We start from the raw sequence: 14886 nt of genomic DNA, 5'->3' as shown, positions 1-14886 counted from the left end.
TTAACTAGTAAAACGAGTCTCTTTATATATTTAAATCTTATTCTTGTTCTAACATTATTTTCTTAGCAGTTAAGATTGATGATGCACTCATTGAGAATTCATCTAATCCATAAGATACTAATGTAGCTATAGCTGCTTCATCTCCAGCCATTTCTCCACACATTCCACACCATTTTCCGTGCTTATGTGCTCCATCAATAGTCATTTTAATTAATCTTAATACTGCAGGATGCATTGGGTTATAAAGGTATGATACCTTCTCACTCATTCTGTCTGCTGCTAATGTATATTGGATTAAGTCATTTGTTCCAATTGAGAAGAAATCAACATGTTTAGCTAACTCATCAGCCATTACTGCTGCTGCTGGAATTTCAACCATGATTCCCCATTGGATTGTATCTGAGTATTCTTTTCCTTCAGCTTTTAATTCAACTTTACACTCTTCAACAACTTCTTTCGCTTGTTCAAATTCTTGAAGTCCTGAGATCATTGGGAACATTACAGCTAACTTTCCGTAAACTGATGCTCTTAATAACGCTCTTAATTGAACTTTAAATAATTCTTTTTTATCTAAACAAAGTCTTATTGCTCTATATCCTAAGAATGGATTCATCTCTTCTGGTAATGGTAAGTACGGTAAAGTTTTATCTCCACCAATATCAAGTGTTCTTATAACAACTTGACCTTTCATATTTTCTAAAACATATTTATAGCTTTCATATTGCTCTTCTTCTGTTGGTGCACTTTCTCTATCCATATATAAGAATTCAGTTCTAAATAAACCTACACCATCTCCACCATTAGCAATAACAGCTTTAACATCTTCAGGCTTTCCTATGTTTCCACATACTTCAATTCTTCTACCTGATTTAGTAGTTGTTTTAACGCTTATAAGTTTCTTTAATTCTTCTTGCTCTGCAATAAATTTTTCTTTTTTAGCAGTATATTCTTTAATTGTTGCTTCATCAGGATTAACTATAGCAACACCTTCAATACCATCTACTATAATAGTATCTCCAGTTTTAACTAATTCTGTTATGTTTCCTAATCCAACAATTGCAGGAATTTCTAATGTTCTAGCCATAATAGCTGAATGTGAAGTTCTTCCTCCAATGTTTGTTAAGAATGCAACAACTTTACTTCTGTCTAATTGAGCTGTATCAGAAGGAGTTAAATCAACTGCAACTACAATTGTATTGTTCTCAGTTATAGCAAAAGCATCTCCACCTTTTCCAGCTAAATTTGCTATAATTCTCTTTGATACGTCTTTAATGTCTGCCGCTCTTTCTCTCATATAAGCATCATCCATTGATTCAAAAATCATTACAAATGTATTAGTAACAGTGTCTACTGCTTTCATAGCATTTAATGAGTTATTTTCTATTTCCATAGCCATTTGGCCTGTAAACTCTGGGTCATCTAAAAGAGTTATATGTGCTTCAAAAACTTCTGCTTTTTCTGCTCCCATTTCGTTCATAGCCTTAGCTTTAATTTTCTCTAACTGTACTCGTGATGCATCTAAAGAAGCTTGTAACTTTACTTTTTCACCTTCTACATCTGTTATTTTTTCATCTGTTATTATAATTTCTTCATGCTCTTGTAAGAATACCTTTCCTATAGCATATCCTTTTGAAGCTGCGATACCTTTAATCATAGTTAAATCCTCCTCTAATTATGGATCTTATTTCTAAATCCATAAAACATCTCACTTTTACCTTGTCCGTAAAATATTATTAATAATTTATTGATAACTTTTACACGCCCAAGTAAACCTAATTTATTATAACATAAATTATTCATTTGTTAACACCTTATGAAGTTTTTTTCTTTATTATTTTTATTCTCTAGTCGTTTTTTTTAGACTTTTTCTTCATTTTTCGACTTTACTTATTTTTTTATTTTTATAGTGAAAAAGGCTACTTTCATTTCTTTTATATCATTTTTTTGTTCTTAATTTCAATTTTTAGAATATTTTTTAGTTTTTTAATAGTACTTTATTTGTTTTTGTGTTAATCTATTAAATTCATATTTATTGAATTTATTTTGAATTTTTAGAATATTTAATATATTTTTTATCAATAAATTTAAGCAAATTCTATAAAAAAAATAGAGGCTTTTTAGCCTCTATTTCCACTATAAATCATCTATTAATGTTGCTGCTTTTGCATATGCTGTTGATTTTGCTTCAAAGAAATCTGTTTTTACTGAATTTGCATCCGCTTGTCTATCAACCCACTCCGCTGGATTACTATCATACCCTCTATATAACTTTTGAAGACCTATTGCCTCTAATCTCATGTTTCCTAAATATTTAATATAATCCTCTATAAGCTTCTTATTTATTCCTTGAACTCTATCACCTATTACATAATGACCCCATTCAATCTCATTATCTACACCAGTTTTCATCATTAATCTAAGCTCTTCTTGTAATTCCTCTGTAAATAACTCTGGCTCTTCTTTTTGAAGCTCTCTTATTATACTTCTAAATAACCAAAGATGAGTATTTTCATCTCTATTTATATATCTTATTTCCTGTGCTGAACCTGGCATTTTCCCATTTCTCTCTAAATTATAGAAGAACATAAATCCTGAATAGAAATAAATTCCTTCTAATATATAGTTTGCCATTATAGTTTTTATAAGATTTTGTTTATTGGGAGTCTTTAAAAAATTATTATAAAGTTCCCCTATAAATTTATTTCTATTTAAAAGAATCTCGTCATTTTTCCATTGGTAAAGAATTTCATTTCTTTTTTCTGGTGAACAAATTGTATCAAGCATATAACTATAACTTTGTGAATGTACAGCTTCTTGGAATGCTTGAATTGTAAGACAAAGATTTACTTCACTTGCTGTTATATAATTATTTATATTTCCTAAATTTGCTGTTTGTATAGAATCTAGGAATATTAAAAATGAAAGTATTTTATCATATGCTGTTCTTTCTTCATCAGTTAATCGTTTATAGTCTTTTAAATCTTGTGCTAAATTAATTTCTTCTGGTATCCAAAAGTTATTCATTCCCTGTCTGTACCAATCTGACACCCATGAATATTTCATATTATTAAAATCATTTAAGTTTGTTGTATTCCCATTAATCATTCTTTTTTTTGAAGTTTCAGTATCTCCAAATTCATTAAATAATGGTTTTTTATTTATATCAAATCCACTCATCTAAATCATCCTCCTAAGCCGAACAGCTTTCACAATCACCAACAGTTAGTGATTTACTTCTTACATAATATATTGATTTAACTCCTGCCTTACAAGCTTCTATATAAAGGTTCATTATCCCCCTCATTGTATAGTTTGTTGTAATATAAAGGTTAAATGACTGTCCTTGATCTATATGTCTTTGTCTAACACCATTCATTTGAACACACCACGTTTGGTCTATATTATATGCTGAGTTATAATACCAATAAGTCTCATCTGAAAGTCCTGGTGCTGTTTTAGGTGTAATACTTCCCTTTTTCTCCTCAAGCCAAAATCTTGACATTACAGGGTCTACTCCTTCTGATGTTCCTGCAAGCGTTGCTGTAGAACCATTTGGCGCTACTGCTAATAAATATCCATTTCTCATTCCATATTTATTTATTTCTTCTCTTAGGCTATTCCATCTTTCTGACTTATATTCTCTTAACTCAAAATATTGTCCATTATCCCAATCTGAACCCTCAAACTCTTTATATCTTCCCTTTTCTTTTGCTATATTCATACTAGCTTTTATTGCATAATAATTTATATTTTCATAAACTCTATCTGCAAATTCTCTATGTGCTTCATCAGTAAAATGAATTCTATTATTTACAAGCATATGATGATACCCTGAAGTCCCAAGACCTACTGCCCTATATTTTTTATTAGTTACTTCTGCATAAGGTACTGAATAATAATTTAAATCTATAACATTATCCATTCCTCTAATTTGAGTTTCTACAACATACTCAAGCTCTTCTTCTGAATTTACATCAACATTTCCTAAAACTACTGATGATAAATTACATACAACAAAGTCTCCTGCTATTGTTTTTTCAACTATAACTGTATCCCCATTTTCATCAATTATTTCAGTTTTTTGAATATCCATAGGACTCATATTTTGCATTATCTCTGTACAAAGGTTTGATGAATATATCATTCCTTTATGCTTATTAGGATTCATTTTATTTACTGTATCTCTATAAAATGCAAATGGTGTTCCTGTTTCTGCTGCACTTTTTATAATCATTCTTACTATATCTTTAACCTTCATAACTCTTTTTTCAAGTTTTTCATTGGCCACACATTCATAGTATCTTTTTTCCCACTCTTCTCCATAGAAATCTTCTAATGAATATCCCATTTCATTTTTAATTTCATGTGGACACATCATATACCAATCTGCTTCTATATCATTTTCTGCAAGCTTCCAGAAAAGGTCTGGGTAACAAAGTCCTGGGAAAATATCATGAGCTTTTTTTCTATCATCTCCATTATTTGTTCTTACTTGTAAAAACTCTGGCATATCTTTATGCCATGCATCAAGCCAAATTGCAACTGAACCATTTCTAACTCCAAGTTGATCTACTGCAATTGCTGTATCATTAAATAATTTAACCCAAGGAATTATTCCTCCTGATGCTCCTTTAAATCCTCTAATTGGTGAACCGAGTCCTCTAATCTTACCTATATAGATTCCCATTCCACCACCAAACTTAGATACTTCTGAAAAGTTATCTAAAGACTTGTATATCCCCTTTAAGCTATCATTAACTGTATCTATAAAGCATGAACTTAATTGATAAAAAGGCTTTCTTGCATTTGCCATTGTAGGAGTTGCCATTGTAGCTTTTAATGAACTTAATACATCATAAAATCTTTTTGCCCAGTACAATCTATTTTCTTTTTTTTCTGGAATTGCTAAATGCATTGCTATTCCCATAAACATTTGTTGTGGTAATTCTAAAATTTCTCTATTAAAGTTCTCTACTAAGTATCTTCCTGCTAGAAGTTTAATTCCGCTATACGTAAAAAGAAAATCTCTCTCTGGTTTTATTTCTTTTTCAAGTTCACTTATATCTTTCTCTGTATAATTCTCTAAAATATACTCTCCATATAATTTATCATCAACTAAGTTTTTCACAAAGCTATACAGATTTTTATATAATTCACTATTATCTTTTAAATCTCTATTTTCTCTTACCTTATTATAAAGCTTTTCTACATATAATTTAGACGCTATATCTTGCCAGTTAGGTTCCATATCTGTAGTTAATTCTAATGAAACTTGTATAAGAGATTCTTTTATATCATCCTCTGTCATTCCCTCTCTTATTATTAATTCCATTTTCTCTATTAAAACGTCCTCACTGTAAGTTCCATATTCATCTTGTATATCTTTTATAGCCATTTTACAAAGTTCTTTCATAGTGTGCACCCAAGCCCCTTTCAACAATATATAGTATGGTTATATTGTATTTTCTCCAAAGCAATACAATATATTGACTAACTTATTATAGTTTTAATCTAAGATTATGTAAAATATTAAAGTTTTAATTTGGACTTAAAAAGTATACTTTATATAATTAAATCTTTAAATATCTCCTTTTTTTAATAACATTTATCTTTTGACAACTATATTTTTCCACTAGTATTTTTTATTAATCAGAATTTAAAAAAGAAACTTCAAGCTTCCTTTTTTTGCTTGAAGTTTCTATACTTATTTTATAGTTTCTTCCCACTCTACTTCTTTAAATCCAACTAGTACTTTTTCACCTATTATTAATAATGGTCTCTTTACCATCATACCATCTTTTGCTAAGATATCTAAAAGTTCATCCTCTGATAATACCTTTACCTTATCTTTCATTCCCTGTTCTCTATAAAGAACTCCACTTGTGTTAAAGAATTTTTTAATTTCATACCCACTCATTTCAAGCCATGCTTTTAACTCTTCTTTTGTTGGATTATTTTCTTTTATATCTCTATCTTCAAAATCTACACCTTTCTCAGTAAGCCATTTTTTAGCTTTTCTACATGTTGTACATTTTGGATATTCTATAAATAATGCTTTCATATTATTCATTCTCCTTTATATTTTTTTCCATTTGTTCTTCATTTATCTTATTTATAAATTCATCTCTCTCAGTTGCGAAAGGAAGAAATACATAAATTTTAAATAAATCACCATCTCTTTTTATTCTTGTTGTTCCATTATGAAGTTCTACTATACTTTTAGTAATTGCAAGTCCAAGTCCTGAACCTTCAACTGATGATGTTCTTGATTTATCTGCTCGTGCAAATCTTTCGAACATTTCATTTTCATCAAAGTCCATTTCATAGTTTGCTACATTTTTAAATGATACTAAAACTCCATTTTCTTCTTTTATTATTGATACATATACTCTTGTATTTTCCATAGAGTATTTTAAAGAGTTTATAACAATATTTTCAATAACTCTTGATATCATTATTCCATCAAGATCCATTATTATCTCATCCTCTTCACATTCTACTTTAAATTCAATATGTTTCTCTTCATATATTGATGAATATTCTCCTATCACTTGATATATAAGTGATGTTATATCAATCTTAACTTTTTCTAAAACTATTTTCCCAGAATTTATTTTTGATACTTCAAATAAATCTTCAATAAGACTTTTAAGTCTACTAGATTTTTGCTCTAAAATTTTCAAGTATTGTTGTTTCTCTTCTTCTGATACTTTCTTATCTTGAAGTATATTTACATAATTTATTATTGATGTTAGTGGTGTTTTTAAATCATGAGATACATTAGATATAAGTTCCGTCTTTAACTTTTCATTATACAGTGCTTCTTCAACAGCTATATTATATCCATCTTTCATCTTATTTATATTTTTTATAAGTTCTCTTATCTCAGTTCCACCAACTTCTCTAACTGTATGATCAAAATTTCCATCATTTATTATTTTTAATGAATCTCTCACCATTCCAATTTCAATATTTCTTTTTACCGAATACATTACTCCTATCATTGGCATTAAAACAAGTACAATACTTCCTTTAAACGGATATGCTCCAAAGAATTTAGCTATCACATTATTCTCAGTTCCACCTATCGCTAGTAAATATAAGTATACTATATAAAATATAATGCTTAAAATAATACTTATTATTAAAGTTCTTCTAGGTCCTCTATATTTAAATGCATATTTAAATATATAGATTATGTCTCCAATAAAGTTTCCACTTATCTCAACTTTCCCCTTAGCATCCATAAGTATTATTATTAATTTTACTAATAACAATATATTTACAAATAAGCTTATTGTAAATAACAGTAAGTCATCTATTGCACTATTTACAGCCGGTGTAAATGTTGATTGTGGAGTATAATATACTTCTTCAAATTGTTTAAGAATTTTGGTTGAATATGTAACTAATCCATCTTGAACACTATTATTATATAAATTTATATTGTTACAGCTATATATTATTACTTTTTGCCCTCTATATTTTTCACTTATTGCATCATACATTTCTTTTTCACTTAATTTATCTGTCCCTTGTAAAAACGGGTCGTTTGAAAAAATTCTTCCATTTGCTTTATCTCTAATTATAAAAAATATATTGCTGGGTATAACTTGGCTTTGAGTACCACTACCTATTAAATCATTTGGCTTTGTATATAAATTATCATTATATAACTTTGTTCTTATGGCTTCTATCTGTCCCGGTGAATCCGTAAGTAACTTTCCTAAACTATCTGTTTCATTATATAAATTTTGACTTATAACTTTAACATCTTGCTTCAATGAGTTTTCATAAAAATTCTCTCTATTTAAAACTGCATTAATTGCACCAGTTCCTTCTGCCGTTGATGGACTACCAATATACCCTATTGCTACTTCAACATTAATTACTGTTAATACCACTAATAAAATTACTTCTATTAACCATAAAGTACTAAAATATTGCTTTATGTTACTTTTCAATTTTGTATCCAATTCCCCATACCACCTTTATATATTCTGGTTCCTTGGTATTTATTTCTATTTTTTCTCTAATTCTTCTAATATGCACTGTTACTGTATTCTCACTCTTATAGAAAGGCTCTTCCCACACCTTTTCATATATTTCTTTTATAGAAAACACTCTTCCAAGGTTTGATGCGAGTAAAACTAATATTTTATATTCTGTTGCTGTAACTTTAATTTCTTCATCTCTTACTGTTATTTTTTTAGCCACTGTATCTATTTCCAAATCTCTTACCTTTATAAAATCTTTACTCTCAATTGATAATGGACTTTCATATCTTCTAAGTTGTGATTTTACCCTTGCCACTAATTCTAAATGATTGAATGGCTTTGTTATGTAATCATCAGCCCCTACATTTAGCCCTAATATTTTATCTGAATCTTCTCCCTTTGCTGAAAGCATTATTATTGGAATATTATTATTTTCTCTAATTTTCTGACATGCCTCTATCCCATCCATTTTTGGCATCATTATATCTAAAATAACCAAATGTATATTCCTTTCCTCTATAATTTCCAAAGCGTCTATCCCATTACTTGCATTGTAGACTTGAAGCTTTTCTCCTCTTAAATATATATTTATTGCATCTCTTATTTCTTTCTCATCATCTACTACTAATATATTAAACATAATGTATCATCTCCTTTACTATTTATCTTAACTTAATTTATTTAAAATTAGTATCTAGTTTTGTTACAAAATTCTTAACTATTTACTTTATGATATAGTTGTTTCCATTTGTGGTTTATTATTTATATTAGCATTATTCCTATGCTCTTTCATATAGTTAAATAATACACATAGAACTACTATAACTAATATTACTAATATTATCTTTTTGTATTTTTCATTCCCTGGTAACTTTATCCTAAACATCTTTCTTACCTCCCAATATCATATTTAAATATTATCATATTTTAAGAAAAAGTGGTTGTCTTTTAATTTATAATATAGCCACCTTAAAAAATATCTGGAAATTTTATTTTATCTTATAATTTTTTTATGCTTTAAACATACTAAATTTTTATCCCATACTATATTCACGTAATTCATTAAATTTACTATTATATAAAAGATTTATACCTTTAAGTCTATGTTTTTAACTTATTTCACCGTTTTTTCGTCAATTTCTCCTATTTTTAAAGGTTAACTTCTATTTACTTTTTCTATATAATTATGTTGACTTTTAATAAACTACATAGGAGATTTTTATGAACAAATTTTTTAAAAGCAAAGATTTCTTTTTAGATGTATTCTTCATCTTTATTGGATGTCTTCTTGCTTCTTTAGGGGTAAATCTATTTTTAACTCATGCTGGACTACTTAGTGGTGGTGCTACTGGACTTGCATTAATAGTACAATATCTTGCAAATGTTCCTGCTGGTATTACTGTATTTGTAATTAACATACCACTTTTTATACTCAGTTTAAGAAAACTTAGCACTTCATTCACTGTATATTCTGGGATTGGAATGCTCTCTCTATCCTTATCTCTTATAATAACTAAACCTTTATCTACGTTAATAAATGTTAATGATGTACTATTATACTGTCTTTATGGTGGTGCGCTATGTGGTGCTGGATATGGAATAGTTTTTTTAAGAAACGGATCAACTGGTGGAACTGATATTATAACCATGTTAATACGTAAAAAATATTCTAATTTTGAAATTGGTAAACTTGGTTTTATTCTAAACTGTATTATCGTTATTGTTGGCGCCTTAATTTTTGGATTACCAAAAGCACTCTATACACTACTTTCAATTTTTGTTCAAGGTCTTGTATTGGACAAGGTTCTTAGAGGTCTCAATAGTCGAAAATTGATGCTTATTTTAACATCTAAAGAAAAAGATGTTGTGGAATTTGTTCTTAAAGATTTAAATAGAGGCGTTACTTCTCTTCCAGCTGAAGGAGAGTATACTCATGAAAAGAAAAAAATGCTTTATTGCATTGTTACTACACGAGAAATGCTATCACTTAAAAACAAAATTTACTCAATTGATTCATCAGCATTTATTACCATAATGGAGATATCTGAAGTTCGTGGAAAAGGCTTTAAAAATATATAAACTTACTCTCTTTCAGATTTTACACAATCTTTTTATTCTAATTAAAACCCAAATAGAGTTAAATTTTCTATTTGGGTTATTTTCTACAAATTTTATTTTAAGATATCTATCTACCTTCTTTTTTACTCTTTAAATACTCATCTCTTCCTATTTCATATAAATTTCTTCCCATACTATCTATAATAACTGTAAGTGGCATATCTTTTATTTCTAATCTTCTTATTGCTTCTGCTCCTAAATCTTCATATGCAACGATCTCTGCTTTCCTTATACTTCTAGCAATTAATGCAGCAGCTCCACCTATTGCTCCAAAATAAACTGCTTTATTTTTCACAATAGAATCTATTACCTCCTCATTTCTTTTTCCTTTTCCAATCATTCCTTTAAGCCCTATATCTAAAAGTCTTGGAGAGTATGCATCCATTCTATAACTTGTCGTAGGTCCTGCTGATCCTATTGCATATCCAGGTTTTGTTGGAGATGGTCCTACAAAATATATAGTTTCATCTTTTATGTTTATAGGTAATTTTTCTCCCTTATCTAAAAGTTCTACTAACCTCTTATGTGCTGCATCTCTTGCTGTATATATCACTCCACTTAATAATACCGAATCTCCTGCTTTAAGATTTTTTATTTTCTCCTCTGTTAAAGGTGTTTTTAATCTTATCTCCATGTCTTTCTCCTCCTATATGATGCATTCCTTATGTCTTGTTGCATGACAGCTTATATTAACTGCTACAGGTAATCCGGCTATATGAGTTGGTAATACCTCTATATTAATTCCAAGCGCTGTAGTAAGCCCTCCAAAGCCTTGTGGACCTATTCCAAGTTTATTAATTTCTCTTAATAGTTCCTTTTCTAATTCACTATAATATTTTGACTCACTTTCCATATTGATTGGTCTAAGTAATGCTTTCTTAGCTAAATATGCTACTCTATCAAAAGTTCCACCTATTCCTACTCCTACAATCATAGGTGGACATGGATTAGGACCTGCCTCTTCTACAGTCTGTAAAATAAATTTCTTTACTCCTTCAATTCCATCTGATGGCTTAAGCATTGCAATCCTACTCATATTCTCAGAACCAAACCCTTTAGGTGCCACTGTTAATTTCACTTTATCTCCTACCACAATATTATAGTAAATCATAGCCGGAGTATTATCTTTTGTGTTTACTCTATCAATTGGATCTTTAACAACTGACTTTCTTAAATATCCTTCCTCATACCCTTTTCTTACTCCCTCATTTATAGCATCTTCTAATAATCCACCTATAAAATGCACATCTTGCCCTATCTCTACAAAAACACATGCCATTCCTGTATCTTGGCATATTGGAATTCTTTCATCCTTTGCTATGTTAGCATTCTCTATTATATTTTCTAAGATTTTCTCTCCTATATTACTTTTTTCTAATTCCTTAAATTTTATTAAAGATTCATTTACATCATCACCTAAATAATAATTAGCATTTATACATAACTCTTTTATCTTCTCTTCTACAAGACTAACATTAATCTCTCTCATCATCTATCACTCCTTAACATATTCTTCAATTACTAGTTTAATTATTTTAGAATATTTTTACAACTATAAAAATTTCATATTCATCAATAAAAAATACCTTTAAAGATATTTTATCTTCAAAGGTATTTTTATTACTCTTTAGATTCTTCTTTATAATATTTTTCTATGCCTACTGCTACTGCTTCTGCTAATTTTTTTTGATATTTTTCATCTTTCAAATTTTTTTCATCATCTTCATTTGATATAAATCCACATTCTAAAATCACATTTGCTCTCTTATTTCCATCTTTCAAAATAAATAAACCATTCTTTGCATCCTTCGGAATTCTACTATTATCATTTTGAACATTATCTTTTATCGAACCTTGTATACTTAATGCTAGATTTTTACTCTTTTTATTACTTGCATGCCAAAGCTGAGCTCCCTTGCATGTTTTATTACTAAACTTATTTTGATGAATTGATATAAATACATCACACTTCGTTTCCCTCTTCTTTTTACATCTAATCCATAAATCATCTTTTTTTCTCTTAGACAATGCTTCATCTGTTTCTCTTGTTAACTCTACTTTAAAGCCTTTTTCTTCTAAAGCCTTTTTTAGCTTTAATGAAATTTCTAAATTTAATACTTTTTCTACTGTACCATTTTGAGATGATGCACCACCGTCACCACCTCCATGACCTGGATCAATAAGAATAACTCTCTCAAGTCCATCCTCATTGTTGTACTCATTCTCATCAATAGCAAAAGCTGTCATACTCATTCCTATTGTAATAAAAATTAATACTATTACTAATTCTTTTATAATCTTTTTCATAGGCACTGCTTTTAAATAATTTATTTCTATCTACAAATTATTTAAACAGTCACCTCCCTCCAAATATTATTCTTAATTTAGTATTCCTAATCATCTCTCATTTAATACAAAAAGTGAAGCTTTCGCTTCACTTTTCACTAAATTGCATTATTTTCAATAACACTTTCTGCTATATTAGTTGCATGATCTCCAATTCTCTCAAAGTTACTTATTGCATCTAAGAAAATTGCACCAGCATATGCATTACATTTTCCTTCATATAATCTTTTTATATGTTTATCTCTATAATTCTTTTCTGCTTTATTTATTCTTTCTTCTAATGGAGCTATACTATTAGCTTTTTCAACATCTCTATTTTCATAACTATCAATGGAAATTTGTAATGCCATCTTTGTATAATTATATATCTCTATCAAATCTCCTATAGCCTCATCAGTATACTTTATATTCTCTTCTATCTTTTGTGTTGCTAATTCAACAAGATTTTGTGCATGATCCCCAATTCTCTCAATATCATTTACTATATGAAAAGTAGATGCTACTATTCCTTTTTCCTTATCGGATAAATCACACTTTGATAGCTTAACTAAATAACTTGTTATTGATTCTTCTAATACATTTATTATCTTCTCATTATCATGAACCTTCTTAATTAACTCTTCATCACCTTTAACAAATGCATCCATAGAAATTTCTAAATTATGCTTTGCTTTATTAGCCATTCTTATAGTTTCTTTTATAACTTGTCCCGCTGCTATAACTGGTGTTTCTAATAATCTATCATCAATATATTTTGGTCCTACCTTTTCAATCTCATCATCTCCAGGTACTAATTTATTAACAATAACTATTAACCAACCTCTAAGTGGTAACATTACAAGTGTATTAATTATATTAAATACAGTATGTGAGTTTGCAATTTGTCTTTCAACATCTCCAGGACTCATTTTTGTAACCAATGTTCCAAGCATTCCTAAGAAAGGTAAGAAAATTACTGTTCCACCTACATTAAATATCAAATGTAGTAAAGCTGCTTTATGAGCTGTTCTATTTGTTCCAACTGTTGCTATCATAGCTGTGATACATGTTCCTATGTTACATCCAAATAATATTGGTAATGCCATTCTTATGTCTATTACACCTGAACCTGCAAGTGCTATAAGTATTCCTGTAGTTGCTGAAGAACTCTGAAGAATTGCTGTTATAGCTGCTCCTGCAATAATTCCTATCCACCAGTGCTCCGCTACTTGTGATAAAATTTGAGCAAATATTGGCGATGATGCAAGTGGTTTTACTGCATCACTCATAATTCCCATTCCCATAAATAGAATACCAAAACCAAGTACAATATTCCCAATCTCTTTTCTCTTCTTAGCTTTTGCGACCATTATTAAAGCAGTTCCTGCAAAAACAAATAGTGGTGCAATATCATCTAGTTTAAATGCTACTAATTGAGCTGTTATTGTTGTACCAATATTAGCTCCCATTATAATTCCAACTGCTTGTGATAAATTCATTAGTCCTGCATTAACAAAACCAACTACCATCACTGTAGTTGCACTACTACTTTGTACAACTGCTGTTACTGCTGCTCCAACACAAACTGCAACAAAAGGATTTGAAGTTACTTTTTCAAGTATCTTTTTTAAACCTTCTCCTGCTGCATTTTCTAATCCATCTCCCATTAGCTTCATTCCATAGATGAATAATCCTAATCCACCCATTAAAGTTATTATAGTCATGATTGTAGAATTCAAAACAACGTCCCCCGTCCATATTTTATATTTAAATTATTCAAATTTTATTAACCTTTTCTTCTTTAGTGTACATCATTTTTTATCATTTGTTAATAATTATAAAATATTTTTAACCTACTTTTAACATAACTATCCTTTAAATTCCATTTCTTCCTTTTATAAAACTTTCTAAAATTAATTACCTTATGAAATACTATCTTTAATTTTATATTTTTAGATATAAAAAAAGAGCAGAATACATTCTGCTCTTCATAATAAAGTTCCAACAAATTATCTTTTTGAGAATTGTGGAGCTCTTCTTGCTTTTTTAAGACCGTATTTCTTTCTTTCAACCATTCTTGGGTCTCTAGTTAAGAATCCAGCTCTTTTTAATTCTGATTTTAAAGCCTCATCAGATTTAACTAATGCTCTAGCAACACCATGTCTGATAGCTCCAGCTTGACCTGTGAATCCACCACCGTGAACATTAACTAATACATCAAATTTATCTTTAGTTCCAGTTAAAACTAAAGGTTGGTTTAAGATAACTCTTAAAGTTTCTAATCCAAAATAGTTTTCGCTGTCTCTATTATTTATAACTACTTTACCATTTCCTGGTACTAGTCTTACTCTTGCAACTGATTTTTTTCTTCTACCAGTTCCCATATATTGAACTTTTGCCATTTTTATTCCTCCTCCCGAGCGTCTATATAATTAGTACTTTAATT

At 29.1% G+C, this 14886-nt stretch carries 14 protein-coding genes; 1 reads left to right on the top strand and 13 read right to left on the bottom strand.

Annotation, left to right across the window (positions count from 1 at the left end):
* Nucleotides 1-37: 37 nt before the first annotated feature.
* The 8 genes from ptsP to ACRDDY_RS15660 form a co-directional block, all read right to left on the bottom strand.
* Entirely contained in the window at nt 38-1654 is a 1617-nt protein-coding gene (ptsP, locus tag ACRDDY_RS15695) for a phosphoenolpyruvate--protein phosphotransferase (RefSeq protein WP_438565879.1), read from the bottom strand.
* Between the two features lie 14 nt (nt 1655-1668).
* On the bottom strand, nt 1669-1800 hold the full coding sequence (locus ACRDDY_RS15690; RefSeq protein WP_438565878.1) for a hypothetical protein: 132 nt from the start codon (nt 1798-1800) through the stop codon (nt 1669-1671).
* Between the two features lie 333 nt (nt 1801-2133).
* Nucleotides 2134-3177, bottom strand: coding sequence for a ribonucleotide-diphosphate reductase subunit beta (locus ACRDDY_RS15685; RefSeq protein WP_438565877.1), 1044 nt, complete (start codon nt 3175-3177; stop codon nt 2134-2136).
* Nucleotides 3178-3190: 13 nt separating this feature from the next.
* Nucleotides 3191-5413 carry a ribonucleoside-diphosphate reductase subunit alpha gene (locus ACRDDY_RS15680; RefSeq protein ID WP_438565876.1) on the bottom strand — a complete coding sequence of 741 codons (2223 nt, stop codon included), beginning with the start codon at nt 5411-5413 and terminating at the stop codon, nt 3191-3193.
* Nucleotides 5414-5704: 291 nt separating this feature from the next.
* Nucleotides 5705-6061, bottom strand: coding sequence for an arsenate reductase family protein (locus ACRDDY_RS15675; protein ID WP_438565875.1), 357 nt, complete (start codon nt 6059-6061; stop codon nt 5705-5707).
* 1 nt (nt 6062) lies between these two features.
* Nucleotides 6063-7976: a sensor histidine kinase gene (locus tag ACRDDY_RS15670; RefSeq protein WP_438565874.1), complete on the bottom strand. Its 1914-nt coding sequence runs from the start codon at nt 7974-7976 to the stop codon at nt 6063-6065.
* On the bottom strand, nt 7954-8637 hold the full coding sequence (locus ACRDDY_RS15665; RefSeq protein ID WP_438565873.1) for a response regulator transcription factor: 684 nt from the start codon (nt 8635-8637) through the stop codon (nt 7954-7956). The genes ACRDDY_RS15670 and ACRDDY_RS15665 overlap by 23 nt, the downstream gene beginning before the upstream one ends.
* A gap of 87 nt (nt 8638-8724) precedes the next feature.
* On the bottom strand, nt 8725-8883 hold the full coding sequence (locus ACRDDY_RS15660; RefSeq protein ID WP_438565872.1) for a hypothetical protein: 159 nt from the start codon (nt 8881-8883) through the stop codon (nt 8725-8727).
* Between the two features lie 335 nt (nt 8884-9218).
* Between ACRDDY_RS15660 and ACRDDY_RS15655 the strand changes: the two genes are divergently transcribed.
* Nucleotides 9219-10076 (top strand): YitT family protein, encoded by an 858-nt coding sequence (locus tag ACRDDY_RS15655; protein ID WP_438565871.1) that lies wholly within the window; start codon nt 9219-9221, stop codon nt 10074-10076.
* A 106-nt stretch (nt 10077-10182) separates the two neighbouring features.
* Here ACRDDY_RS15655 and ACRDDY_RS15650 read toward each other — a convergent pair whose 3' ends face one another.
* From ACRDDY_RS15650 to rpsI, 5 genes are all read right to left on the bottom strand, one after another.
* Nucleotides 10183-10749 (bottom strand): Fe-S-containing hydro-lyase, encoded by a 567-nt coding sequence (locus ACRDDY_RS15650; RefSeq protein ID WP_438565870.1) that lies wholly within the window; start codon nt 10747-10749, stop codon nt 10183-10185.
* Between the two features lie 12 nt (nt 10750-10761).
* A complete protein-coding gene (locus ACRDDY_RS15645; RefSeq protein ID WP_438565869.1) occupies nt 10762-11604 on the bottom strand; it encodes a fumarate hydratase in 843 nt (280 codons plus the stop codon).
* Nucleotides 11605-11735: 131 nt separating this feature from the next.
* Complete coding sequence (locus ACRDDY_RS15640; RefSeq protein WP_438565868.1) at nt 11736-12422, bottom strand: N-acetylmuramoyl-L-alanine amidase; 687 nt, start codon at nt 12420-12422, stop codon at nt 11736-11738.
* A 137-nt stretch (nt 12423-12559) separates the two neighbouring features.
* The gene (locus ACRDDY_RS15635; RefSeq protein ID WP_438565867.1) at nt 12560-14179 is read right to left on the bottom strand and encodes a Na/Pi cotransporter family protein; all 1620 of its coding nucleotides are present in this window, start codon (nt 14177-14179) and stop codon (nt 12560-12562) included.
* Between the two features lie 270 nt (nt 14180-14449).
* Entirely contained in the window at nt 14450-14842 is a 393-nt protein-coding gene (gene rpsI / locus ACRDDY_RS15630; RefSeq protein ID WP_438565866.1) for a 30S ribosomal protein S9, read from the bottom strand.
* Nucleotides 14843-14886 lie beyond the last annotated feature (44 nt).

This window comes from Clostridium sp. (assembly GCF_051656525.1).
Lineage (GTDB): Bacteria > Bacillota > Clostridia > Clostridiales > Clostridiaceae > Clostridium.
This window is presented reverse-complemented; position numbering and strand designations above follow the sequence as displayed.

Excerpts from the sequence above, each read along its gene's own strand:
- ACRDDY_RS15680 (WP_438565876.1), bottom strand. The coding sequence starts at position 5,413 with ATGAAAGAACTTTGTAAAATGGCTATAAAAGATATACAAGATGAATAT.
- ACRDDY_RS15660 (WP_438565872.1), bottom strand. The coding sequence starts at position 8,883 with ATGTTTAGGATAAAGTTACCAGGGAATGAAAAATACAAAAAGATAATA.
- ACRDDY_RS15675 (WP_438565875.1), bottom strand. The coding sequence starts at position 6,061 with ATGAAAGCATTATTTATAGAATATCCAAAATGTACAACATGTAGAAAA.
- ACRDDY_RS15640 (WP_438565868.1), bottom strand. The coding sequence starts at position 12,422 with ATGAAAAAGATTATAAAAGAATTAGTAATAGTATTAATTTTTATTACA.
- rpsI (WP_438565866.1), bottom strand. The coding sequence starts at position 14,842 with ATGGCAAAAGTTCAATATATGGGAACTGGTAGAAGAAAAAAATCAGTT.
- ACRDDY_RS15685 (WP_438565877.1), bottom strand. The coding sequence starts at position 3,177 with ATGAGTGGATTTGATATAAATAAAAAACCATTATTTAATGAATTTGGA.
- ACRDDY_RS15650 (WP_438565870.1), bottom strand. The coding sequence starts at position 10,749 with ATGGAGATAAGATTAAAAACACCTTTAACAGAGGAGAAAATAAAAAAT.
- ptsP (WP_438565879.1), bottom strand. The coding sequence starts at position 1,654 with ATGATTAAAGGTATCGCAGCTTCAAAAGGATATGCTATAGGAAAGGTA.
- ACRDDY_RS15690 (WP_438565878.1), bottom strand. The coding sequence starts at position 1,800 with ATGAATAATTTATGTTATAATAAATTAGGTTTACTTGGGCGTGTAAAA.
- ACRDDY_RS15645 (WP_438565869.1), bottom strand. The coding sequence starts at position 11,604 with ATGAGAGAGATTAATGTTAGTCTTGTAGAAGAGAAGATAAAAGAGTTA.
- ACRDDY_RS15665 (WP_438565873.1), bottom strand. The coding sequence starts at position 8,637 with ATGTTTAATATATTAGTAGTAGATGATGAGAAAGAAATAAGAGATGCA.
- ACRDDY_RS15655 (WP_438565871.1), top strand. The coding sequence starts at position 9,219 with ATGAACAAATTTTTTAAAAGCAAAGATTTCTTTTTAGATGTATTCTTC.